This is a genomic window from Wolinella succinogenes DSM 1740, assembly GCF_000196135.1.
GTDB lineage: Bacteria > Campylobacterota > Campylobacteria > Campylobacterales > Helicobacteraceae > Wolinella > Wolinella succinogenes.
In genome coordinates this window covers 1,739,345-1,762,117 of record NC_005090.1, presented here as the reverse complement: position 1 = coordinate 1,762,117, position 22,773 = coordinate 1,739,345, and the positions used below count along the sequence as shown (strand labels likewise).

Sequence of the window (22,773 nt, the reverse complement as noted above, 5' to 3'; positions counted from 1 at the left end):
GATAGGACTTTTTTCCAAAGGAAACCTCATGTCGGAGCTCTTTAAGCGGGTGGAAAAGCGATCTAAAACTCATCTGCATAATATCATGCAATTGGCGATTTTCACCTTGAAAGAGGGGCGTCGATATGGGATTAATGTTTCCAAAATCCTCTCTTTTGAAGACGCGAGGCGCTATCCCCTGCTCCGCTCCTCAGGGGATTCCCTGAAGGATGGCTATTTGGTGGGCTTTATAGAGTATCAGGGGCGAGCCATTCCTGTGCTATCCTTAGAGAAGTGGCTGGGATTTAGCGGGGAAGAAGAGGAGAATAGAGTGCTTTTGGTGTGCGAGTATAGCCACCAAATTCTCGCCCTCCCCATTCAGGAGATCGAAAACATTCACAATGTCCCTATCCACTCTCTGCAAAAGCCCGAAATCTCTTTGGGAGAGGCGTTCACTTACAGTGTCATTTTGACTCTTAAAAATCAAGAGGAGAGCATTCTTGTTCTTGATATTGAGCGCCTTTTGATGGAGTGCGGGCTGGCGGGAGAGGGCGAAGAGGGTTTTGAGAGGGTGAATGGCTCCAAGGAGATTTGGGTGGCCGAGGATAGCGCCAGCGCCAGAGAGGCCTTGAGAAGCTTTTTAGAAAAGATTGGCTTGGAGGCGAGATTTTTTGGGGATGGCGAGGAGCTTATTGGGGCGCTAGAGCAAATGGAGCACCCTGAAGAGATCGGGCTAGTGCTCACAGATCTTGAGATGCCACGGATGGATGGCTATCAGGTGATTTTGAGTGTGCGGAGTCAAAAGAATTTAGAGAAGATTCCTTTATGGGTCTATAGCTCTATGTCCAACAAGGGAGTGATGGAAAAAGTCAAGAGCTTGGGAGCAGAGGGGCTCATCACCAAAGGAGACTACCCAGCGCTCTACGCCATGCTTGTGGATTGCCTAAAGATCAATAGAGAGACTCTTCAAAAAAGCGAAGATTCCAGCACTTAAAAGAGCGGCCGCAGGGACGGTGATGATCCATGTGGCTACGATTTTATTGAGGGCAGAACGCTTGACAAGCTCTTGTTTATAGACTTTTTTGAGCTGTTTTTTCTCTTTTTTGTTAAATCTGGGTGCCTCTGGATCCGCGCTCTCTAGGGCGACTTTGCGCTTAAGGCTTTTGAGCATGAGCTCTTTTTTGGGGGTGGAGGCTTTTTTGAATCGTCGCAAAAACTCCTGAACCTTCGCCCCATCCTCATCTTGGTGCGCCTCAATGATCTGCTGTTCCATCTCATAGTAGCGTTTTTTGAGATGTTCTCGCAAGAATCCTACACCAAAAACCGCTCCCACGGCAATATGCGTTGAGCTCACCGGAAGGCCTAGCTGGGAAGCGATGAGCACGGTAAGGGCGGCTGACATGGCGATACAAAAGGCGCGAATCTGATCCAAGTCGGTGATCTCGCTTCCTACGGTCTTAATAAGCTTAGGACCATAGAGGGCTAAGCCTAAAGAGATTCCCGCTCCACCAATCGCCATGATCCAAAGAGGAACCCCCGCCTTATCTCCATGCGAAAACCCTATCAAGGCCTCATTGATGGCTGCTAGGGGACCAATGGCATTGGCGACATCATTAGCCCCATGGGCAAAGCTCAAAAGAGCAGCGGCAAAGATGAGAGGAATAGTGAAAAAGCGGTTGATCTCCTCTTTGGTGTTTTGCATGCTGCCTGCGACTTTAAGGATGAAGGGACGCGAAAGGAAAAAGACGATCACAGCGATGGCGAGGCTGATGAGAAGCGCCAAAGGAAGGGAGAGGGGAATGAGACGCTTGAGTCCTTTGGTGACGAGATAGAGGGCAAAAGAGCCACTCATGACAAAGAGGAGCCAAGGCACCACCTTTTTAGCTGCGGCGATTTTGTCGATCTGATAGGTGATGGCACGCTTGATGAGCATGAGAAAAATGGCGGCAACCACCCCTCCAAATAGAGGTGAAATCACCCAGCTAGCCGCAATCCGAGCTACTTCAGCCCAATTAACAATCCCCGCTCCTCCTGCAACGATTCCTGCACCCAATATCCCCCCGACGATAGAGTGAGTGGTCGAAACGGGCGCTCCAATCGCCGTGGCTAGATGGAGCCACAGGGCTCCAGCAATGAGCGCGGAGAGCATGAGTAGGATAAAAGTTTCGCGATCTTGAAGGATGCTTTTGGAGATGATTCCTGAGCGGATTGTATCCACCACATCACCCCCAGCAATGATGGCCCCACTTGCCTCACAAATGGCTGCAATCAAAATGGCTCCCCCCATGGTGAGAGCCTTGGAGCCTACCGCTGGTCCTACATTGTTGGCCACATCATTGGCGCCGATGTTGATCGCCATATATCCGCCAATCATCGTAGCAATGACAAGAATTCCCACGTTCCCTGAGAGGGTGGTGGAGTAGAGAGAGGCCAAAGCGGCCGCACAAAAGACAAAGAGAATCGCGAGTCCAAGCTTGGCTACATCCCTTTGGCCAAACTTGGTTGCCTTCTCAATTTGATTAAGGTTTTTTATGTCCATGACATCCCCATGAAATGCAAGCTAGTGTAAAAGAATTGTAACGAAATTGTCATTAAGGGGAGCGAAGAGGAATCATCGCTCCTTGATTAAAGGAAGATTTTGGCTGGTGATGAGATAGAGAAAAGTTTTGATTCCCTCAAGAATATAGGCTTGAAGGCCCGCTTCGGTGAGATACCAATCTTTTTCATTGAAGTGAGTGTTGGGAGCAGGGGAGATTTGGATTTGTATCTTCTCCTCTTGGAGGCGGCGTTGGACTTTCAAAAAAGCCCCTAGGGCGCGCCGAGTATGGAAGGCGTCCGTGACAATGATAATGGAGCGGATGTTGGAATCTTTAGCGTAGGCAAAAAAGTCATAGGCTTCATCATAGGTGCTAGTCGCCCCTCCTTTGAGAGAGGGGATGAGATGATGGGGGAGGTGGAGCGAGGAGAGGATATGGACGACTTCGTCACTCTCGTGGCGCAGGAGTCCGTCAAAGGTTTGGTTGGAGTAGCGTTTCACCTCGGTGACTAAAAGAAGTGGAGCGTAACCCGCTTTGAGCAAAGAGATGGCATGAGGTAGCCTAGAGGATTTGTTCCCACCCAAAACCAAAATCGCATCCGCTCCCCTTTGGGCGGTGTCGATGCAAAAGAGGAGCGCATAGCGCTCTAGGAGCTCATGTCGCCAAAACCAGCCCCCAAGCAGGATGAGCGCAAGGATGAGCGCGAGAAATCTCTTCATCAGTTTTTTTTGGAGTAGCGCTTCAGGTAGAGAATGGCTAAGAGGGAGAGGATTCCCAAAAAGAGCAAGACCCAATAGAAGTGGCTTTTGAGGTAGTGAAAAAAGGCGATGATCGAATCACCCAAGAAGTAGGCGATCGTGAGATAGAGGAGCGCCCAAAGGAAGCTGCTAAAAAAGTTGATCACCACAAAACGCCTAAAGTTGTAACGCGAAGCACCAATAAGCAAGGGCACCACCAAACGTGCTCCATAAATAAAGCGCTGGATAAAGACAATATAGGCGCCATATCGATAGACCTGAATGCGAGCGAGTGCCACTTCGCGTCGGTGAGATTTGAGAATCTTGAGGGCGTATTTTTTGTTGAATCGTCCCGTGCTGTACCAGAATATATCCCCTGCCATGCCCCCCAGGGTGCCAGCAATCAGAGCAAAAAGATAGTACATCTGACCCGTGTGAGAGAAGACGCCTGAGGCGATCAGTGCCACCTCTCCTTCAAAAATACACCAGACAAAAAGAATGAGATAACTGTATTCAAGAATAAGGGAGAGGAATGTTTCACTCATGCAAATGACCCCAAGAGAAGATAGGAGGAATTCTAGCTCAAAGGAGCCAAAGAGGGGATTAACTCTCCCCAAGGAAGGGGAGGGTTAATCTCAATTTAATAGGTGCCAAACATCAGGTTGGGCAACCAAAGGGAGATCGCAGGAACATAGGTGACTAGAATGAGTCCTATAAAGATAGTGATCGTCCAAGGGAGCGAGGCGATCACGACATCTTTGAGGCTCATTCCCGTGAGCCCACTAGCGACAAAGAGGTTGAGTCCCACGGGAGGCGTGATCATGCCAAGCTCCATGTTGACCACCATGATAATACCAAAGTGAATGGGGTCGATTCCTAGCTCTGTGGCGATAGGGAGGAGCAGAGGAACCATGATCATCACCACACTGGAGGGCTCCATGAACTGACCCATGATAAAGAGGATGATGTTCACTAGAATCAAGAATCCAATCTTGCCTACATTGTGATCTAGAATCGTCTGAGCGATGGTTTGAGGAATCTGCTCGCTGGTGAGGAAGTGTGCAAAAACCACGGCATTGGCGATGATGAAAAAGATCATGGAGGTGGTCATGGCTGATTCTAGGAAAACCTTGTAGAGGTCTTTGAGTTGGATATCTTTATAGACAAAATAGGAGATGACAAAAGCATAGACGGCGCTTACAGCCGCAGCCTCAGTCGGGGTGAAGATGCCGCCATAGATACCGCCAATGACAACAAAGATGACCATGAGAGCCCAAAAAGCTTTGCCAAGCTTTTGGAGTCGCTCTCTAAAGGGCGCAGGCTCGGTGGCTTTAAAGCCAAGGCGTTTAGCCCCCCAGTAGGTCTGAAGCATCATCATCGCTCCAATCATGAGTCCGGGGATGACGCCCGCCATGAAGAGTTTACCGATGGATTCTTCCGCTGTAACCCCATAGACGATCATGACGATGGAGGGAGGGATGAGGATTCCAAGGCTTCCTGCGGTGGTGATTCCTCCTACGGCGTAGCTGGCGGGATAGCCTGCATCTTTGATCGCTGCAAACATGATTGAACCAATCGCTACAACGGTGGCAGGAGAGCTACCGCTCACGGCAGCAAAAATGATACAAGCAAAAATGGCGCTCATAGGGAGTCCGCCAGGAAGGTGTCCAACCATGGACTTGGCAAAGTCGATGATTCGGCGGGCAGAGCTTCCTTTGCTCAGCAGGTTTCCTGCAAGGATGAACATCGGAATCGCCATGAGAGAGAATTTGTTGATGCCATCAAAGACAAGCTGAGGGATGGACATCGGGTCTAGCTCAGTGAAGAGCAACATTGATAAAACGGTGCTGGTTCCAAGCGCCACCGCAACGGGGACGCCAATTAGCATCAAGCCAAAAAGGCCAATAAAAAGAAACGCAATACTCAAATTCTAGTCCTCATCAATCTTTGACCACAGAATCGTGGATAATTTCATCGGCCTGCGCTCTTGACCACGGTGTCGGCGGGCTGCTTGGATATCTCATAAATCTTCTCGCCCACACGGTAGCTCGCGGCAAAAAAGGCCACGGGGATTACCACCATGGGAATCCATTGTGGAATGCCAAGATCGACGCTCATGAAGCCCATATCTTTCACCAAAAGCACATAGTGCAGGCCAAAATAGGCGATGAAGAGGAGGAAGATGAGAGAGATGAGGCTGGCAATCATCAGAGAAGCCTTAGCCAAAAGGGGAGGGAAGCGTTCGACTAGAATCGTGACGGCGATATGAATCCCTTTTTTAAACCCATAAGCCGCTCCAAAAAGTGCCGACCAAATAAAGAGATAGTTGATTGTCTCGCCAGCCCAAGTGAGGCCGCTATCAAAAAAATATCTCAAAACAACGTTGATGAATGCCAAAATAACCCCGGTGGAGATTCCGATCACGGCGATACTTTTATTCATCGCCGCGATTCCGAGGTCTAAAATCTCGAAGAATTTACTCATGATATTTAGACTTTTTCGTTTAGAGTTTTAAAAATTGAACTATTTAGTGTTCATGGTTTTTTCGATGAGGTCTTTTCCGATGACGTCATAGAACTTGGGATAGATGGTGCTCATCACTTTCTGCCATTCTGCTTTTTGTGCAGGAGTGAGTTTGGTGATCTGGAGCTTGCCTGTATTCTTGGCATACTCTTCGACTTTGGCAAGCAAGATCGCCTCATCTTTGGCTGATTCTTCTCGCTCAAACTGAGTCGCCTCTTTCATGGCTTGTTTGACTTTGGCCTTGAGATCGTCGGGGAGGGATTTCCAGAATTTGTCACTCACCACCACAAGATAGCCAAGATATCCATGGTCAGAGATGGTCAAAGAGCTCTGAACTTCGTGGAATTTGCTATTATAGAAGTTGGATAGAGGGTTTTCCGCTGCATCCACAACTCCTTGCTGAAGAGCTGAATAGACTTCAGAGAAGGGAAGAACCTGGGGATTTCCGCCAACGGCTCTGGTTTGCTCCTCTAGCACTTTGGAGGACATAATTCTGAACTTTTGACCTTTGGCATCATCAGGAACGATGAGAGGCTTTTTGCTGGAAGAGAATTGCTTGAATCCAGCATCCCAATAATCAAGTGCCACGAAGCCTTTGTCTTCGATCTTTTGTTTGATCGCCTCACCCACTTCTCCATCTAGGACTTTATGAAGGTGAGCAGTGTCTCTAAAGATAAAAGGAAGGTCAAAAAGCTGGAACGCAGGAGCCAGCGGGGTGAACTTGGAGAAGCTTGGAGCGGCCATTTGGACGTTATCCATCTTCATCGCCATAAAGACGCGATCGTCATCATAGAGCTGAGCACTAGGAAATACTTGGACTTTAATCTGTCCGTTGGTGATCTCCTCTAGGCGTTTAGCAAAGAAGTCGGCCGCTTTGCCTTTGGGGGTAGCGGAAGCCACGACGTGGGCAAACTTGATGGTGTAGCTCTTTTGTGCAAAGGCTGAGACGGCCAAAGCAGCTGAAAGAACCAAAGTGGACAAAAGCTTCATGGTGATTCCTTTCTATGGGATATTTGACCCTCCCCCTGTTGTGAAAGAGGGGCGCCATGAGACATGGCCTAAGGTGAACAAAAAAATTTTACCTTTTTGGAGCTTAAATCGCCTCGCCTCTGTTTCAAAAAAGAAAAGAAAGCGGGGAAAGAGGGGGTAATTGGTTTAGAAAAGTTACTTTTTTGCTCGCAAAAGCTATCATAGGTGTATCAATACGAAATAACCTTGATCAATAATAATTATATTTTACTAATTTTTTTAATTCAGAAAAGCAGGAAGAATCGCCATGTTTGTCACCTTTTACCTCTCTATCGTGCTCTTTCTTTTGTCGCTTCTGTTGGCGAGCTTTACCCTCAAAAGAGAGATTGACACTAAAAAAGCCTCCTCTCCTCTGCAAAAAAAGCTCATTGTGGCGGGAGTCTTCATCGCTTGCGCCTTGGGGTTTGGGGTTTATGGAGTTTATGACTACCATCAAACTCTCACTCAAGAGCGGCAGAGGGGCTTTGAGCGACTACAGGGAATTGAGCATCTCTTTCGAAACGAGCTCTCTAGAGCCGATATTTCGATTTTTGACACCGACAACCCTAGGCGCCATGATCTCTTGGGGCGTTTGGCTCTTTATGTCTCCAACTCCGCAGATGTCTCTTATGCCTGTTTGGTGAATCAAAAACATCCCATCGGGGCCTATCTTTTGGATCGAAAGAGCAACTATGCTAAGCCTCTCCAAGAGTGCTCCTCTTTGGAGCTAGAGCGAACACCCAAGGGTTTTGGAGCGCTGCTTTTGGGCGAGCTTTATGCCCCTTGGCGTTTTGATTCGATCATTGAGAATCGCTTTGATCGAATCGAGGCTCGATTCTTTTTAGATACGAGGCGTTTGGAAGGCGCGGTTTATGACTCTTTCAACTCGGTGGGGAATCTCATTTTGGGCGTTTCGATTCTCATCTTTGTCTTCTCTTTTGTGCTGGCACTTCGCAAAGAGAGATTTGAGGAGAGCGTGCTTGGCTATAGTCAGGGGCGAGCTTTTGACAAAATCATCGAATCTATTCCCATGCCTATTCTTTACAAAAATATGGAAGGCTCCTATTTGGGGTGCAACTCCAAATTCCTTGAGCTCTCAGGCAAAAGCCGTGAAGAGGTGATCGGGTTTAGGGTGGGCGACCTTTTGGATAAGAAGAGCGCCATGGAGATTGAGGAGTGCGAGCGGCACCTAAAAGAGAAGGGCGAGTGCCCATCACACGATATTCGCTTTGTTGATCATCGAGGGGAGGAGTGTTTCATTCGAGTTTACAAGACGCTCCTCACCAATAACTTTGATGAGCCTGTAGGGATTCTTGGATTTTTTGTGGACATGAGCGAATATCATCAATCCCAGAGGGAGCTCAAAGAGCGTCAAGAGCAGCTAGAGTTTTTCAGCGAGCAGCTAGAGAAGCAGATGGAGTATGAAATCTCGGGGCGACTCAACAGTGAAAGACGCTACAAGCAGCTCTTTGACAGTGGTCGAGATGGAATCTTTGTCGTTCAGATGGACGAAGAGGAGGGGGTAGCTCAAATTGTGGAAGCCAACTGGAGTGCCCATGAGATGTTTGGCTACTCCCAAGGGGCATTTGAGGAGCTAGCATTTGCCTCTTTGGTGGACAAAGGAGAGCGTGAGGGGGTGGAGAGGCTGCTAAAAGAGTTGCCGCTTAAGGGTGGAGCATTGATTGAGAGCCACTTTGTCTTGCTTGAACATAGGAGCATCCCCATAGAGCTCTCGATTCAGAGCTTTCTTCTTGAGGAGAAGAGGACGCTTTATGTCTCGGCGCGTGATATCACGGAGCGCTTGAGATTGGAAGAGGAGAAGCGAGTGCAGGAGAATCTTCTCGTGCAGCAGAGCAAAATGGCGAGCATGGGGGAGATGATCGGGGCGATCGCCCACCAATGGAAGCAACCGCTCAATGCCATCTATCTCATGTGCCAAGGGCTCAAAGAGAGCTTCGCCTATAATGAGCTGGATGAGGCGGAGATGGATCGTTTTGTCTCAGGCGCCATGAAGCAGGTGGAGTTCATGAGCCGTACGATCACTGATTTTAGAAACTTTTTCATGCCCTCCAAAGAGAAGTGTGCTTTTGCACTCAAAGAGGCCCTTTTGGAGATGCACAGTATTCTTGCACCCCAATTTTCCAAGCATGATATTGAGGTGCGCATCACGCAAGAGGGTGAGGGGAGCGTGGTGGCGTATGGTTACCCCAATGAGTTTAAGCAGGTGGCGCTCAATCTTATGAATAACTCTAGAGATGCGATTGAAGAGAGGATTCGATGTGGGGAAAAAATCTCAGGGAAGATCGAGGTGAGAATCTCTTCTGAGGGGGATTATGCTTGCGCAAGAATCAAAGATAATGGAGGCGGAATCCCTGATGAGATTCTAAAGAATATCTTTGAGCCCTATTTTTCCACCAAGGGTGAGAAGGGGACGGGGATCGGACTCTCCATCGCCAAGATGATTATTGAGAAGAACATGAATGGAAAGATCCGCGCCTATAACGAAGAAAAAGGCGCGGTCTTTGAGATCAGGCTTCCACTAAGCGGGGCTAGAAGCAACGCTTGAGGTGAGATTCTTTGAAGGGTTTAGAGAGAATCGAGCCCAAATAGAGCGCGAAAAAAGAGAGAGGCAGTGCGATGATGAGCGCATCCACAAAGATGATCTTTCCGCTTAGAATCGAGTTAACCCCAAAGAGGGCTTTGGCGATTCCTAAGGCCTTGGCTTCATTGAAATGAACTAGGGTGATCCAGAAGATTGAAGTGAGGGCTCCTATGGCCATAGAGGCAAAGACCCCCGCTTTAGTCGCGCGCTTCCAAAAGAGGGCGGCGAGGTAACTGGGCAAAAAAATCGCCGCACAAAGGGCAAAGAAGATCGCCGTGCTTCGGGCGATGATGGCGGGTTGTTTGTCAAAGAGGTAGGCGAGTGAGACGGAGATGAGGATCATCACTAGCACGCCTGCTTTGGTCACGAGGGCGGAGTGATGCTTGCTCTGGGGGAATATTTGCTCTAGCGTGTCTCGACCTATGGCCGTGCCCATGGCGTGAAACTGACTGGAGAGGGTGCTCATGGCCGCCGAGATAAGGGCCAAGAAGAAGAGGAGCCCAAACCAAGAGGGAAGGGCGTCGTTGATGAATCGTGGTATCACATTGTTGACGCCGCCCGCGGCTTGCAGGGCATTTTTGCCCTCATGGATAAAATACCACGCATTGCTCAGCGAACCCGCCACAAAAACAATCGCTACCGCCACAAGGATGAAGATTCCTCCAATAGGAACGGCTCTTTGGAGCTCTTTGGCACTTTTGACCGTCATGAAACGCACCACTAGCTGGGGTTGAGCCAGCACCCCAATCCCTACCCCCAAAGTGATGGTGGTGATGACAAAAAGCCACCCTTCTGAGAGGAAATCAGGCATTTTTGCCCATCCTTCAAATCCCCAAGCCAAAGATAAGCGCATCAAAAAGTCAGGGCTTTGAGGGGCAAATTCTCCCAAGGGGCGCGCTCTAAGCGGCTCAACCGTGGCTTGCCAGCTCTCTCCTAGGGCTTTAAAGGCTGGAGCGACTCCCCCAAGAGAATCAAAGGTGAAAAAGAGCAAAAGAATCATCGCGACAAACATCACGCTCCCCTGAAGAGCATCCGCGAGCATCACCCCTTTGAGTCCCCCTGCGATCACATAGGCGGTGATGATGACGGAGAAGAGTAGGAGAGCGACATGGTAGTCGATTCTGAAATATTCGGCGACAAAATGAGTCCCCCCAATGAGCACCGCCGCAGCATAGAGCGGCATAAAGGTGGCAATGAGGAGACCGCCAAAGAGCTGGACTCCTTTGGAATCGTAGCGCTTGCCTAAAAGCTCAGGGAAGGTGTGGGCGTTAAGGCGATAGCCAAGCTTTCGCGTGGGATTGCCCAAAAAGACAAACGCGATGAAGACACCCACAAAGATGTTGCAAAAGGCGAGCCACAAAAGCGACTGCCCTAGCCACGCCGCTACCCCTCCAAATCCGACGATGGCCGCGGTGGAGATGAAAGTGGCGCCATAGCTCATCGCCATGACAAAGGGATGGGTGTTGCGCCCTGCTAAGAGGTAGTCGGTCTCATCTTTGGTCTGTTTGTATCCAAGAAAGCCCAAATAGCCAGTGATTCCCAAGTAGAGAAGAATCGCGAGTGTTTCGATAATTCCCATCAAAACTCCTCTTTGAGTGATTCTTCAGCTTTAAGCCAGCGCGAGCGCTCTTTCTCTTGTGCGCTCCCCTTCTCCTCTTTGTTCCAATATTTTATCCCATATAGTACACACAAAAGCGTGCTCAAAAGCGTGAGCGCGTAGGCAAACTTGATCCCCCCGTCCATCATTTCCATGCATTTCCTTCTATCTTTTTGGTGATAAGGCAAGATTATAGCTCAACTCTAAGGCGACTCCCAAAGAGGGTAGAATCATGGCTTCGAAATTGGATTAGGCTATCTCAAAAGGAGTCAATGCGTGTCAAAACTTTGGATCAATGAAGAGCTATGGATCGCCTCAGACACCCACTTTGGTCATGCCAGAATCTTAGAGAAAGAGCCCTCTAGGATCACCACAATGCACCAAGAGGGCGAAGAGGGGGATGTTTTTGAGTGGATGCTAAGGCGCTGGAATCGCTCCATCACCCCTAAAGAGCCACTCCTTCATCTTGGCGATGTGGCGGGCAAGGAGGGGAGGGCTTATCTAGGGCGACTCCATGGGGAGAAGCATCTCCTTCTTGGGAATCATGACCTCAAAAACCTCCCCATGCTCCAAGAGGCAGGATTTTTGATTCATACAGGAATCAAGCTCTATATCCCGCAAGAGGAGGAGATTTTAGAATCTCTAAAGAGGCGATTCTCTTCTAAACGCCTCAAGGAAGAGAGGTATCTGCACGCCATTGTGGCTGATCTTGGGATGGAGCGAATCCTCTTTAGCCATCTGCCCGTGTTTGACATCAACCCCTTTGATCATCGATATGAATCTTCTAAGCGCGTGCTTGAGGCGCTCTATGAGGAGGCGCACTGCACGCTCAATATTCATGGACACACGCATAGCTACGACACACCCAACTCTTTTTGCCTCAATGCCAGCTGGGAGAAGAGCGAGATGAGACCCATGAGACTTAGGGAACTTTTGTTTAGATTCAGAAATAAAAGCATATGATTGCAATCGAATATATTTTACATATGTTCAAAATAAAGGAGCCCGAATGAATAAGACCAAAAAGCGCCTCAAACGCCTCAAGCCTCTCTATTTTCGATTCCTTTGCGAGGAGTGCAAGAGCGAGGAGGAGATTTGGCTGAGGGACGATGAGCTCGAAGCGCTCTTTTTGGCCGACTTTCAAGGGCTCTATCACGATGAGTGCGCTAGGGCGATGGGAATCTCACGCCCCACCTTCTCCAAGATGCTCAAAGTGGCACGGCGCAAAAGCGTCGATTTTTTTATCCACGGGAAGCGTTTGCGCATAGAGAAGACCTCTAGTCGCTTTGTGCTTGCTTTTCCTACTCATGATCGAATTCATCTAGCCCCATCGCTTTTGGAAGCCAAATTTTTAGGGTTTGCTCAAGTGGAAGAGGGCGAGATTAAGGCGCTCACCTATGAAGAGAATCCTCTGCCCAAAGAGGAGAACGGGTGCCTAGGAGGCGGTGGTGGTGGAGGGCGATTCAAACTCTTAGCGCCCCTTTTGCAGGGGAGCTCACTTTTGGTGGTGAGAGAGATTGGTGAGGGTTTTAAGAGGAATCTAGAGAGCTTGGGACTAAGTGTGGTGGTCTCTTCTAAAATCCATTTAGATGAGGTTATGCAAGAGATCTGAACGCCTCTTTAAAGGGGCTTTAATACAAAATAAAAGGAAAAACAGATGGTAGCGATTATGCTTCAAAACGAAGGCAAAGAGTTGAAACTTTCTCCCCACTTTGGGAAATGCAAATTCATCGGAATCTTGAATGATTCTAATGAGGTTTCCATCATGAAAAACCAGTGGAAAAAAGGTCGAGTGATCGCTGGAATGCTCATCAAAGGCGGAGTGAAAGCGGTCATTGCACATGAGATGGGTGAAAAACCTCTCAATATCCTCAAAGAGGCGGGTGTGAAAGTTTATGGGGGAAAAGCAGGAGAAGATCTAGAAAAGCTTTTGGATGCTTATGAGGCAGGGCGTTTGAGCGAAGAGATTGAGCAAGGATCATGCAGAGAGAGCGAAAAGAAAGATCATGAGTGCTGTGGAGGTCATGGTGAAGATCATGAGTGCTGCGGCGGTCATGGACACGAGCACAAAGAGGGTGAGTGCGAAGAGAGAGGTCATGGTAAAGGTGAGCGATGTTGTGAGCGCCGCAGAAAAGAGGGGGCTCCTAGAGGATATGGAGTATTAAAGGCATAGAATATTCTTTAAATAATTATTATTAATAAATAATTAATTAATGAAGAAGTTCTATAATCCCGTCGTCTATTTTGAAAGTCTTAAAGGAGCAACAGATGTGGCGAAAAGCTTGGGAGCTCTATTACGAGGGTTTTAGGAATCTCACTTTGGGCAAAACTCTGTGGAAGCTGATTCTTCTCAAGCTTTTGGTGATGTTTGTGATCCTAAAAGGTTTCGTCTTTGATACAACGCTTGGAACGATGTTCAAGAGCCAAGAGGAGAGGGCGGGCTTTGTTTTAGAAAATTTGATTAAAGAGAGGTGAAGCGATGGAAGATTTGGCGAGTGTGGACTGGTCGCGGGCGCAATTTGCCCTCACGGCTATCTATCACTTCTTGTTTGTGCCCTTGACATTGGGGCTCTCCTTTATCATTGCAATCATGGAGAGCCTTTATGTGAGGAGCGGTAATGAGGAGTGGAAGAGAATCACGCGATTTTGGATGACGCTCTTTGGGATCAATTTTGCCATTGGGGTGGCGACGGGCCTCATCATGGAGTTTGAATTTGGCACCAACTGGGCAAACTACTCATGGTTTGTGGGTGATATTTTTGGTGCTCCTTTAGCCGTGGAGGGGATTTTAGCCTTTTTCTTGGAGGCAACCTTCTTTGCAGTGATGTTTTTTGGGTGGGATCGTGTCTCAAAGGGATTCCATCTGCTCTCCACTTGGCTTGTTGCCATCGGAAGTAACTTGAGCGCTTTTTGGATTCTTGTCGCCAACGGCTGGATGCAATATCCCGTGGGGATGCGCTTCAATCCTGAGAGTGTCAGAAATGAGATGCTTAGTTTCTTTGATGTAGCGCTCTCGCCCGTAGCGATCTCCAAATTCCTTCACACGGTTGCGAGCGGGTATGTGATCAGTTCGCTTTTTGTGGTGGGAATCTCGGCGTGGTTCATCCTTAGGAATCGTGACTTCATCATGGCCAAAAAGAGTCTCGTGGTGGGAGCAAGCTTTGGGCTTATCACTTCGCTCTTTTTGGCACTAACAGGAGATGAGAGTGCCTATCAGGTGGCGCAAAAGCAGCCCATGAAACTAGCTGCGATGGAGGGAATCTACCAAGGAGAGCATCGAGCAGGAATCATCGCTTTTGGAATTTTAGATCCCAGCAAAAAGATCGGTGATGCAAAGAGCCCTTTCTTGTTTGATCTAGAGATTCCCTATGCGCTTTCGCTTCTTGGGCATCGAGATATTGATGCTTTTGTCCCGGGGATTGATGATTTGGTGTTAGGGAATGAGGCCAAAGGAATCGCTCCTGCTTCAGAGAGAATCGCCCGAGGCAAAGAGGCGCTTAGTGCCCTCAAAAGCTTTCAAGAGGCAAAAAAAGAGGGTGATTTTGCGCGTATGAATCAATCCAAAGCGCTTCTAGAAGCCAACATCAAAGACCTTGGCTATGGCTATCTCTCCTCTCCTGAAGCGACCGTTCCGCCCGTGGCGCTCACTTTTTATAGTTTTCATGTGATGGTGGCGCTTGGGTCGTGGTTTATCGTGCTCTTTTTGGTGGTGCTCTACTTAAGTATGGCCAATGAGATTGAGCGTTTTAGGAAGTGGCTATGGCTTGCATTGTGGTCGATTCCTCTTGGTTATGTGGCTGCGGAGGCAGGCTGGATTGTGGCGGAGGTGGGGCGACAGCCTTGGGCGATCCAGGACCTCATGCCCGTGGGAATTGCCGCGACCAATCTAGCGAGTGTGAATGTCAAAATCTCCTTTTTTATGTTCGCCATACTCTTTACGATTCTTCTGATCGCTGAGATCAAGATCATGCTCAAGCAGATTCGCTTGGGCTTTGAAGGGGGTCGCCATGTTTGAGAGTTGGAGTCTTGAGGCATTGCAGGTCTATTGGTGGGTGATTGTGAGCCTGCTTGGAGGGCTTTTGGTCTTTATGATGTTTGTGCAAGGCGGGCAGACGCTCCTCTTCTTTCTCAGCGAAAATGAGCTTGAAAAGAGTGTGCTCATCAACTCTTTAGGGCGAAAATGGGAGCTGACATTCACCACACTAGTGCTCTTTGGAGGGGCTTGCTTTGCGGCGTTTCCGCTTTTTTATGCGACGAGTTTTGGCGGGGCGTATTGGGTGTGGCTATTGATTCTTTTTTGCTTTATTATCCAAGCGGTGAGCTACGAGTATCGCCGAAAGCCCGACAATTTTTTGGGGCAAAAGAGTTATGAGGCGTTCCTTTACATCAATGGAGCTCTGGCGCCTTTTCTTATTGGTGCGGCAGTGAGCACCTTTTTTAGCGGGAGCCCTTTTGCTTTGAGTGAGAATTTTTTCCCTCTTTGGCAGACGCCCTTTAGAGGATTGGAGACGCTATTGGTTCCTTATGTCTATCTGCTGGGATTGGCGCTTTTTTTCCTCTCTAGAATCGGAGCTTCTCTCTATTTTATTAATCATGTCAACGAGGTTTCGATTCGCCAAAAAGCTCGCAAGGCAGTGCTTAGGAATACACTCTACTTTTTACCTTTTTTCCTTGCCTTTTTGGGGTGGATATTGACCAAAGAGGGGTGGAGCTATGATTTGTCTGGAGGCGTGAGTGTCGAATCGTATAAATACGCCAAGAATCTTTTAGCGCTTCCATGGATTGGAGTGATGATGATTGCGGGTGTAGGGGGAGTGCTTTTGGGGATTTATCAGGGGGCGCTCACGGAGAGCTCTCGGGGAATCTTTGCGTTTGGTGCAGGTGTAGTGCTCTGCGTGATGGGGGTTTTCCTGCTCGCGGGTCTTAATGGAACCCCCTTTTACCCCTCCTACACGCACCCTGAGGATTCGCTCACGATCAAAAATGCCTCTTCAAGCCACTACACGCTCAGCGTGATGGCTTATGTCTCGTTGCTTGTGCCCTTGGTGCTTGGATATATCACCTATGTGTGGCGGCTCATGGACAAAAAAAAGATCACGACCCACGAGGTGGGTGGCGATTCTCATCTCTACTAATCTTTAAAAGGAGGAGTGATGGTGAACTATGTTCATTCACTATTGTGGCTCATTTCATGGCCTGTAGTGATTTATGTTTGTTATAAGTTTATCTTGTTGAATATGGACCAGACGGAGAGAAACCTCCGCAAATAGCCTAATCTGTGATAAAATCGGCTCATCTTGTGAGGGGGAAATCCAATGGATGAGAGGATTAAGGCCAAGTCTGTGCTGACTTTCTTGATGAGCATCGTAACGGTGCTCATCTTGGTCTTTTTCTACCTTTTTCACCTCTATCACCACTTTGTCGTGGACACTCTTTCGCTTGAGGTGAAGGAGCGTCTGGAGAAGACTTACCCCCAGTTTCTTGGACGAATCGAAGACTATTATCGCACCATGGGCTACTATGTGATCTCTGATTCCAAGGTGATTGAAGCGATCAAGCGCGGAGATAGAGAGCAACTCCATCATCTCACCCTTCCCCTTTTTAATCTACTCAAAGAGAAAGACCCTGAGCTTGAAAATATGCATTTTCATACCCCAGAGAATCGAAGCTTTTTGAGGCTTCATCGACCTGAAACATTTGGGGATGATCTAAGCCAAGAGAGGCCGCTTATCGCGCTCATCAATCAAAGTGGTGCGGCAAGGAGCGCGATTGAGGTGGGAAGATATGGCTTTGGCTATCGGGTGGGAATTCCCATTATGGAGGGAATGACTCATTTAGGGGTGCTGGAGTTTGGGGTTCGCCTTGAAGCCTTCTCTCGAATGCTCTTGGATGAGTTTGGGGTGAGGAGTGCGATCTTGGTTGACAAGAAGAAGATCCAATTTTTTTATGAGAGCAATCCTGAGCGAGATCCTCACGCCAAGACTCTAGGCGAATACACCTTTTACAAGGGCTTTGGCGACTTGATTGAGAGTGAAGAGGATTGGGGGAGGGTTCAGAAGAACTACCTCTATAAAAAAGTGGGAGAGAATCATTACATCATCTTTAAAGGGGCGGAGCTTCAGGATTTAAAGGGCGAGAATATCGGAATCTTACTCATCAACAAAAACATCAACTACTACATGAATCAAGCCTCTAGACTTTGGGGGGTGGCGCTTGCGATTGGTGGAGTGCTTTGGCTTTTGATTTTGGGGATTTTGCGTTTTGGTTACCATCGATATGAGGCGAGGATGAGGCTCTATGAGGCGTGGCTACTAGAGAAGAATCAGACACTAGAGCATCTCAGCTTTTTTGACCATCTCACGCAGATTGCCAATCGCAGGGCGCTAGAGGAGAGAATCCGAAAGTCAATTTCAAGGTTTGAATTGGAGCGGCAAAGCTTCTCCATGGTGATTTTTGACATTGACGATTTTAAGAGGGTGAATGATACCTATGGGCATGGCGCAGGCGATGAGGTGCTCAAGCAGATTGCTAGACTCGCCAAGGAGAGTATTCGCGGTGAAGATATGGCGGGGCGATGGGGTGGAGAGGAGTTTGTGATCTATCTCCATCACGCCTCTATCTCAAGTGCCCATGAGATCGCTGAGCGTCTCCGCCAAAAAATCGCCAGACACGCCTTTGATCCGCGTTTTAAAGTGACCTGTAGCTTTGGAGTGAGCGAATTTAGGGAGGGGATGGATTTTGATTCTCTCATCTCTAGGGCGGATGAGGCGCTCTATGAGGCTAAACGCCAAGGCAAGAATCAGACGATTCTCGCCTCCTAGGGGGATGATTCTAGGCTAGCGGGCGTTTTGAAGGTATTTGATGATGAGGTCTTTTTCTCCTTTGCCAAGTCCTGCCTGCTCACCCATCCCCTCGACGATATTAGGCCAGACATTGGCATCAAACTCATCCTCGCTATGGAGCGCGTGGCAGCTACCGCATCGCTCCATGAAGAGATTTTTGCCTGCGGTGATGACACTTTTTTTCTCGGAGGTGAGGGCTTTTTTGGGAATCCAGCCTTTGGCTTTGGTGCTCACCCAGACATTGCCATACTCATCTTTTTTCTCCTCGATGGCTTGGATGGAGGTGGGATCAATGATCTCATACCCCACCATCAAGACCCCCATTCTCTCATAGACCAGTTGGCTTCCTTGGGGTTGATATCCGAGGAACTCAACCTCAGCGAACTCCCCTTGGGTGCCAAGCTCCCTCACGCTTGTAGCGACAATCAGCTCTCCCGTGGGCTTGGAGCCATCGCTAGAGGCGCTCAGCGTGACATTTTGGTTGAGGTAGGCGACCCCTTGCGCCCCCCAAAGGAGGGAGGAGGCGAGACATAGGGGTAGAATCGTGTGAATAAAGCGCATGAGAATTCCTTTTACATTTTGATTTGAGGCGCATCAAAGACGGTGATGGGGGGGAGTGTCCCTTTGTATTTTTCAATCTCCACCAGGGCGGTTGCCTGATTCCCTTGGGCGAGCTCAGAAGTGGGGATGTCTGCGATAAGAACATTGACATCGCCATGTTTGCAGAGGCTTCCTGCTTTACCCGGTTCAACAGGGTCATACCATGCTCCCTCTTGCATCCTCACGACTCCCTCCATGACATAATCCGTCACGACGGCTCCTCCAAGAATCGCTCCTCGTTTGTTGAAGATTCTCACGACATCACCATTGGCGATTCCTCGTTTTTGAGCATCTTTGGGGTTGATCCAGATGGGCTCTCTTCCCTGCACCTCTTCAAGATCTCTTAGCCATGTGTTGTTGAGCTGAGAGTGGAGGCGATATTTAGGGTGGGGCGAGACGAGATTAAGGGGGAACTCTTTGGCCACGGAACTGCCAAGCCACTCCATGGGCTCCATCCAGCTGGGGTGCCCCTTGCACTCTTTGTAGTCATAGCCTGCAATCTTTCTAGAGAAGATTTCGATTTTCCCCGAAGGGGTGCCGAGGCGATGGGTGATGGGGTTGTCACGGAAATCTTTGTATTTGATGAAGTTTTTAGCACTCTCAGGGGTCTCAAACTTCACATATCCTTTCTCCCAAAACTCTTCAAAACTTGGCATAGGGACGCCTGATTTAGCGGCTTTCTCTTTGGATTGCTGATAGAAGGATTGAATCCACGCCTCTTTGTTTTTGCCCTCGGTGAAAGCAAGCACTTCATCGGCGCCAAAGCGTCTTAGGATATCCTCGAAAATATCAAAGTCATCTCGCGCTTCACCCGCGGGCTCGACCGCTTTTTTCATCGCAAAGATGTAGCTATTGGTGTGGGATTTGGTGATGTCATTGCGCTCTTGCTCGGTGGTGGCAGGCAGGATGATGTCCGCCATTCGCGCCGTCGCCGTCCAGAAGCACTCATTGACGATAAAGGTCTCAAACTTCCTCCATGCCTTGATCATACGGTTGCGATCTTGGTGGTGATGGAAGGGGTTTCCGCCTGCCCAATAGGCTAGCTTGAGATCGGGATAGGTGATTTTTTTGCCATCAAAGAGAATCTCTTTTCCGGGATTCTCTAGGCACTCCACGATTCTTGAAACGGGAATGACAGGAATCTTGCGTTTGCGCCAAGGGCCTTCCATTTTGGAGTTGACGCTGATGCCTGTGAGACCCGGAGAGGCGGCGGGGGCGTTTTCGCTTGCGACGGCTCCCATGTTTCCATTGCCTGATTTGACGTCGCTAAGAGGGTTGCCTGTGGCAGCCGCTGGAGCAGGAACGCCTCCATCAGAGTAGTGGTAGGCGCATCCAAATCCACCTCCGGGAAGTCCGATCTGTCCGATCATGCTAGCGAGCGTGATGAGCATCCAGTGGGGCTGCTCGCCATGGTGTGCGCGCTGGAATCCCCATCCACCCATAAGCATCGTGCGTTTTTTGACAAACTCTTTGGCAAGCGCTTTGATGAGGCTTGATTCCACTCCGCAGATCTTCTCAGCCCACTCAGGAGTTTTGGCCACTTTGTCTTCGCCTTCGCCTAAAAGGTAGGCTCTGAACTCCTCAAATCCTGAGGTGTATTTAGAGACAAACTCTTTGTCGTAGAGATTTTCAGTGTAGAGGTGGTGCGCCATACCAAGCATCATCGCCACATCGGTGGTCGGGCGGATTTTGATATGGGTGGCGCCAAAGTAGCTGGCGGTGTTGTTATAGACGGGATCGATGCAGTAGAACTTGATTCCGCGTTTTTTCGCCTCTGCTTTGAGCTCCATCATGTAGGCGTAGGATTGGTGGTCGGGCACGCCCCACGCGATTTGGTTGGTGTTGATGGGGTCAGCACTCCAAAAGACGATGCACTCGGAATTGGCAATGACATTGGGATAGGCAGTCTGCTGGTTGCTCGACTCATCGCCACCCGTGACATAAGGAGTGATGGCGCGGATAGCGTGGGTGGAGTAGGTGAGGGTTCTAGAGGTGTATCCACCTGCGATTCCTAGCATTCGGCCTAGAAGGGCTTGAGGGTTGTTGAGGCTTCCCACGCAAAACCATCCATAGCTTCCTCCATAAACACTCTCGGCGCCATAGCTTTTATAGACGCGCTGAATCTCGCTGGCAACGAGGTTAAGAGCAGTCTCCCAAGAGACTCGGACAAACTTCTCTGAGCCTCGTTTGCTTCGATCGCTCTTGTGTCCATGCTTGAGGAATCCCTCTCGAACGCAAGGGTAGAGAATCCGACCAGGAGCGTAGGTACGGCTGGGCAGACCTTGGAGCATAGAGGTGGGATAGGCATCTTCTTCAAAAGGGATCACCCCTTCAAAGCGGCTATTTTTGACTGAAGCGCGAAAAGCTCCAAAGTGGCTGGCGCTCATAGCTTGATCGTGGTGAGGCATGAGCGAATCCCCCACAAAAGGAATCGCTTGCGAGCTTGTTGTGAGCAGGGCTGCGCCTGTGGCGGCGCTTCCAAACTTCAAAAATGAACGACGGTTCATCTGATTTTCCATGATTTCCCCCTTAAGAAAGAGATTTTTGAACGGGTATAAACGCTCCTATTGTGCGTATTGTTCTCTTAAGGAGGTATGATGAAAAATGTCTATTATTTGAAGAAGTTATAGCTTTTGTCTAGCTGAATATAGAGAAGAATCCCTCCCTTTGGAGGGAGAGGGTCACTCCGCCTCAAAGACGAAAGGGACACCCGTGATAATGCCTGTTCCAAAGATTTTGGCGGCATTATCTTTGATCTTGGAGATATCGGTCTTTTTTTGAGCCTCGCTGAGCTCGATCTTCTCGAAATACTTTTTCAAGAGGGCGACTTTGCCCTTCACATCGCTCTCTTTAAGCTTTTTGGCCTCATCCATGATGAGCTGGGATTTGATAAAAGCAGTGTCGTCATGCACGGGGGCAAAGATGATTTTGATATTGGCGCTCTTGAGGCGCTCCTCAATATTTCCAAGCTCCTGCTTGCAGTAGGGGCAGTCGGGGTCAGAGACGACAATAAGGCTCTTCTTCACGCTCTTATCCGAAGAGGGGAGGAGGAGGAATCGCTCCTTGGGGAGAGAGGCAAAGAGCTTGCTTAGGGTCGCTTTCTCCTCTGCGCTTTGGCGCATTTGTGCCCCTTTTAGCTCCTCCATAAGTGCATCAACGCGCCCCACATCCTCTGGGCTTAGGCTCATGACAGGGCTAAAGCCAATGAAGCTCTTTCCGTCGCTAGAGGCATAGAGGGGGAATTGACTTCCATCGCTGGCTTGGATGATGGCGAGTCTTAGGTTGTTGAGGCTAGAGAGTGAGGTGCTAGAGAGAACTTTCACTTCGACTTGGGCGGCTTTTTGGACGCTTTGAGCGAGGTTGGTCTCAAACTCTCCTGCAAAAAGGAGAGAGGCGAGGGAGAGGGCGAGTAGGGGAAGTTTTTTCACGAAAATCCTTTGGGGTTTTTGGAAATTATACAGGCAAAAAGATAATAGAGCGTAAATATTTTTTAAAAAGAATTTTTGGTTATAATGAGTCAGATTCGCGTTTTGAGGTCGCCTCGTTTGAGTTTTAGAAAAAGCTTAAAGGAGGCTACCGCAAGCTTCTTTTGAGGTAGTACTAAAATAGCCCGGAGGGAAAACTCATGCTAAAGAGTACCGTTTCTTCTTTCAAGAGCCTACTGGTTGCCTCGTTTTTGACGCTCACAGCCTCAGTGGCGATGGCCAATCCATTCACCCTGGCTCCTTTGCCCTATGCCTTTGATGCGCTAGAACCAGCCATTGACAAAGAGACGATGCAAATCCACCACGGCAAGCATCACCAAGCCTATGTCAATAACCTCAATGCTCAAGTCGCAACCTATCCCGAGCTTGCCAAAATGAGCCTAGAGCAGATCATGGCGAAGATCTCTAGCTATAACATGGCGGTGCGAAACAATGGAGGCGGACACTATAACCACGCCCTGTTTTGGACACTCATGGCGCCTGTGGGCAAAGGCGGGACTCCTTCTAGTGCGCTAGCCAAAGCGATTGATAGAGATTTTGGTTCGCTGGATAAGATGAAAGAGGCATTCGAGAAAGCGGGAGCCACACGCTTTGGCTCTGGATGGGCATGGGTCGTGGTCACAGCGGATAAGAAGCTTGCCATCACCTCCACTCCCAACCAAGACAACCCCCTTATGGATATCGCTGAAGTGAAGGGTACTCCTATCTTGGCGCTGGATGTTTGGGAGCACGCCTACTATCTCAAATATCAGAATCGCCGTGGCGACTATCTCAAAGAGTGGTGGAAGGTCGTCAATTGGAACGAAGTGAACAAACTGTTTGACCAAGCCGTGAAGTAACCTCTAAAGACTCTCCTTTTTATC

21 protein-coding genes are annotated in these 22,773 nt (G+C 49.0%); 10 read left to right on the top strand and 11 right to left on the bottom strand.

Annotation, left to right across the window (positions count from 1 at the left end; translation table 11 throughout):
* The first annotated feature begins 28 nt into the window (after positions 1-28).
* The gene (locus WS_RS08775) at positions 29-973 is read left to right on the top strand and encodes a chemotaxis protein CheV (protein WP_011139662.1); all 945 of its coding nucleotides are present in this window, start codon (positions 29-31) and stop codon (positions 971-973) included.
* On the opposite strand, the gene WS_RS08770 is transcribed toward WS_RS08775, so the two are convergent.
* The 6 genes from WS_RS08770 to WS_RS08745 form a co-directional block, all read right to left on the bottom strand.
* Positions 923-2,518, bottom strand: a complete 1,596-nt coding sequence (locus WS_RS08770) for an inorganic phosphate transporter (protein ID WP_011139661.1) — start codon at positions 2,516-2,518, stop codon at positions 923-925. The genes WS_RS08775 and WS_RS08770 overlap by 51 nt on opposite strands.
* 72 nt (positions 2,519-2,590) lie before the next feature.
* Complete coding sequence (locus WS_RS08765; protein ID WP_011139660.1) at positions 2,591-3,235, bottom strand: YdcF family protein; 645 nt, start codon at positions 3,233-3,235, stop codon at positions 2,591-2,593.
* Positions 3,235-3,798, bottom strand: a complete 564-nt coding sequence (locus WS_RS08760; protein ID WP_041572231.1) for a DedA family protein — start codon at positions 3,796-3,798, stop codon at positions 3,235-3,237. The genes WS_RS08765 and WS_RS08760 overlap by 1 nt, the downstream gene beginning before the upstream one ends.
* 95 nt (positions 3,799-3,893) lie before the next feature.
* Positions 3,894-5,180, bottom strand: coding sequence for a TRAP transporter large permease (locus WS_RS08755; protein ID WP_011139658.1), 1,287 nt, complete (start codon positions 5,178-5,180; stop codon positions 3,894-3,896).
* 44 nt (positions 5,181-5,224) lie between these two features.
* A complete protein-coding gene (locus WS_RS08750) occupies positions 5,225-5,737 on the bottom strand; it encodes a TRAP transporter small permease (RefSeq protein ID WP_011139657.1) in 513 nt (170 codons plus the stop codon).
* Positions 5,738-5,776: 39 nt separating this feature from the next.
* A complete protein-coding gene (locus tag WS_RS08745; RefSeq protein WP_011139656.1) occupies positions 5,777-6,766 on the bottom strand; it encodes a DctP family TRAP transporter solute-binding subunit in 990 nt (329 codons plus the stop codon).
* Between the two features lie 286 nt (positions 6,767-7,052).
* Here WS_RS08745 and WS_RS10745 point away from each other — a divergent pair, with 286 nt between their 5' ends.
* A complete protein-coding gene (locus tag WS_RS10745) occupies positions 7,053-9,350 on the top strand; it encodes a PAS domain-containing sensor histidine kinase (protein ID WP_011139655.1) in 2,298 nt (765 codons plus the stop codon).
* On the opposite strand, the gene WS_RS08735 is transcribed toward WS_RS10745, so the two are convergent.
* Positions 9,334-10,965 carry a sodium:solute symporter family protein gene (locus WS_RS08735; protein ID WP_011139654.1) on the bottom strand — a complete coding sequence of 544 codons (1,632 nt, stop codon included), beginning with the start codon at positions 10,963-10,965 and terminating at the stop codon, positions 9,334-9,336. The two genes, WS_RS10745 and WS_RS08735, sit on opposite strands and share 17 nt — an antisense overlap.
* Positions 10,965-11,138: a symporter small accessory protein gene (locus WS_RS11005; protein ID WP_158305212.1), complete on the bottom strand. Its 174-nt coding sequence runs from the start codon at positions 11,136-11,138 to the stop codon at positions 10,965-10,967. Before WS_RS11005 ends, WS_RS08735 begins: the two co-directional genes overlap by 1 nt.
* A 121-nt stretch (positions 11,139-11,259) precedes the next feature.
* On the opposite strand from WS_RS11005, the gene WS_RS10740 reads away from it, so the two are divergent.
* From WS_RS10740 to WS_RS10725, 7 genes are all read left to right on the top strand, one after another.
* Positions 11,260-11,946: a hypothetical protein gene (locus WS_RS10740; RefSeq protein ID WP_011139653.1), complete on the top strand. Its 687-nt coding sequence runs from the start codon at positions 11,260-11,262 to the stop codon at positions 11,944-11,946.
* A 46-nt stretch (positions 11,947-11,992) separates the two neighbouring features.
* Complete coding sequence (locus tag WS_RS10735; RefSeq protein ID WP_011139652.1) at positions 11,993-12,595, top strand: DUF134 domain-containing protein; 603 nt, start codon at positions 11,993-11,995, stop codon at positions 12,593-12,595.
* Between the two features lie 45 nt (positions 12,596-12,640).
* The gene (locus tag WS_RS10730) at positions 12,641-13,156 is read left to right on the top strand and encodes a NifB/NifX family molybdenum-iron cluster-binding protein (protein ID WP_049770678.1); all 516 of its coding nucleotides are present in this window, start codon (positions 12,641-12,643) and stop codon (positions 13,154-13,156) included.
* A 95-nt stretch (positions 13,157-13,251) separates the two neighbouring features.
* The gene (locus WS_RS08715; RefSeq protein WP_041571893.1) at positions 13,252-13,458 is read left to right on the top strand and encodes a DUF4492 domain-containing protein; all 207 of its coding nucleotides are present in this window, start codon (positions 13,252-13,254) and stop codon (positions 13,456-13,458) included.
* 4 nt (positions 13,459-13,462) lie between these two features.
* Positions 13,463-14,998: a cytochrome ubiquinol oxidase subunit I gene (locus tag WS_RS08710; protein WP_011139649.1), complete on the top strand. Its 1,536-nt coding sequence runs from the start codon at positions 13,463-13,465 to the stop codon at positions 14,996-14,998.
* Positions 14,991-16,118 (top strand): cytochrome d ubiquinol oxidase subunit II, encoded by a 1,128-nt coding sequence (cydB, locus tag WS_RS08705; RefSeq protein ID WP_011139648.1) that lies wholly within the window; start codon positions 14,991-14,993, stop codon positions 16,116-16,118. The genes WS_RS08710 and cydB overlap by 8 nt, the downstream gene beginning before the upstream one ends.
* Before the next feature lie 180 nt (positions 16,119-16,298).
* Positions 16,299-17,804, top strand: a complete 1,506-nt coding sequence (locus tag WS_RS10725) for a cache domain-containing protein (RefSeq protein ID WP_011139647.1) — start codon at positions 16,299-16,301, stop codon at positions 17,802-17,804.
* Positions 17,805-17,819: 15 nt separating this feature from the next.
* Here the strand turns inward: WS_RS10725 and WS_RS08695 are convergent, their stop codons facing one another.
* The 3 genes from WS_RS08695 to WS_RS08685 all read right to left on the bottom strand — a co-directional run bounded on the left by WS_RS08695 (position 17,820) and on the right by WS_RS08685 (position 21,853).
* Positions 17,820-18,386 carry a hypothetical protein gene (locus WS_RS08695; protein ID WP_011139646.1) on the bottom strand — a complete coding sequence of 189 codons (567 nt, stop codon included), beginning with the start codon at positions 18,384-18,386 and terminating at the stop codon, positions 17,820-17,822.
* A gap of 11 nt (positions 18,387-18,397) precedes the next feature.
* Positions 18,398-20,944, bottom strand: a complete 2,547-nt coding sequence (torA, locus tag WS_RS08690) for a trimethylamine-N-oxide reductase TorA (RefSeq protein ID WP_011139645.1) — start codon at positions 20,942-20,944, stop codon at positions 18,398-18,400.
* Positions 20,945-21,106: 162 nt separating this feature from the next.
* Positions 21,107-21,853 carry a thioredoxin domain-containing protein gene (locus WS_RS08685; RefSeq protein WP_011139644.1) on the bottom strand — a complete coding sequence of 249 codons (747 nt, stop codon included), beginning with the start codon at positions 21,851-21,853 and terminating at the stop codon, positions 21,107-21,109.
* A 197-nt stretch (positions 21,854-22,050) separates the two neighbouring features.
* On the opposite strand from WS_RS08685, the gene WS_RS08680 reads away from it, so the two are divergent.
* A complete protein-coding gene (locus WS_RS08680; protein WP_011139643.1) occupies positions 22,051-22,749 on the top strand; it encodes a superoxide dismutase in 699 nt (232 codons plus the stop codon).
* Positions 22,750-22,773: the final 24 nt, after the last annotated feature.

Bases quoted from the DNA above. Each gene is read 5' to 3' on its own strand.
- WS_RS08770 (WP_011139661.1), bottom strand. From the start codon at position 2,518: ATGGACATAAAAAACCTTAATCAAATTGAGAAGGCAACCAAGTTTGGC.
- WS_RS08765 (WP_011139660.1), bottom strand. From the start codon at position 3,235: ATGAAGAGATTTCTCGCGCTCATCCTTGCGCTCATCCTGCTTGGGGGC.
- WS_RS08760 (WP_041572231.1), bottom strand. From the start codon at position 3,798: ATGAGTGAAACATTCCTCTCCCTTATTCTTGAATACAGTTATCTCATT.
- cydB (WP_011139648.1), top strand. From the start codon at position 14,991: ATGTTTGAGAGTTGGAGTCTTGAGGCATTGCAGGTCTATTGGTGGGTG.
- WS_RS08745 (WP_011139656.1), bottom strand. From the start codon at position 6,766: ATGAAGCTTTTGTCCACTTTGGTTCTTTCAGCTGCTTTGGCCGTCTCA.
- WS_RS08750 (WP_011139657.1), bottom strand. From the start codon at position 5,737: ATGAGTAAATTCTTCGAGATTTTAGACCTCGGAATCGCGGCGATGAAT.
- WS_RS11005 (WP_158305212.1), bottom strand. From the start codon at position 11,138: ATGGAAATGATGGACGGGGGGATCAAGTTTGCCTACGCGCTCACGCTT.
- WS_RS08775 (WP_011139662.1), top strand. From the start codon at position 29: ATGTCGGAGCTCTTTAAGCGGGTGGAAAAGCGATCTAAAACTCATCTG.
- WS_RS08735 (WP_011139654.1), bottom strand. From the start codon at position 10,965: ATGGGAATTATCGAAACACTCGCGATTCTTCTCTACTTGGGAATCACT.
- WS_RS08715 (WP_041571893.1), top strand. From the start codon at position 13,252: ATGTGGCGAAAAGCTTGGGAGCTCTATTACGAGGGTTTTAGGAATCTC.
- WS_RS10745 (WP_011139655.1), top strand. From the start codon at position 7,053: ATGTTTGTCACCTTTTACCTCTCTATCGTGCTCTTTCTTTTGTCGCTT.
- WS_RS10730 (WP_049770678.1), top strand. From the start codon at position 12,641: ATGGTAGCGATTATGCTTCAAAACGAAGGCAAAGAGTTGAAACTTTCT.
- WS_RS08695 (WP_011139646.1), bottom strand. From the start codon at position 18,386: ATGCGCTTTATTCACACGATTCTACCCCTATGTCTCGCCTCCTCCCTC.
- WS_RS10725 (WP_011139647.1), top strand. From the start codon at position 16,299: ATGGATGAGAGGATTAAGGCCAAGTCTGTGCTGACTTTCTTGATGAGC.
- WS_RS08680 (WP_011139643.1), top strand. From the start codon at position 22,051: ATGCTAAAGAGTACCGTTTCTTCTTTCAAGAGCCTACTGGTTGCCTCG.
- torA (WP_011139645.1), bottom strand. From the start codon at position 20,944: ATGGAAAATCAGATGAACCGTCGTTCATTTTTGAAGTTTGGAAGCGCC.
- WS_RS10735 (WP_011139652.1), top strand. From the start codon at position 11,993: ATGAATAAGACCAAAAAGCGCCTCAAACGCCTCAAGCCTCTCTATTTT.
- WS_RS08710 (WP_011139649.1), top strand. From the start codon at position 13,463: ATGGAAGATTTGGCGAGTGTGGACTGGTCGCGGGCGCAATTTGCCCTC.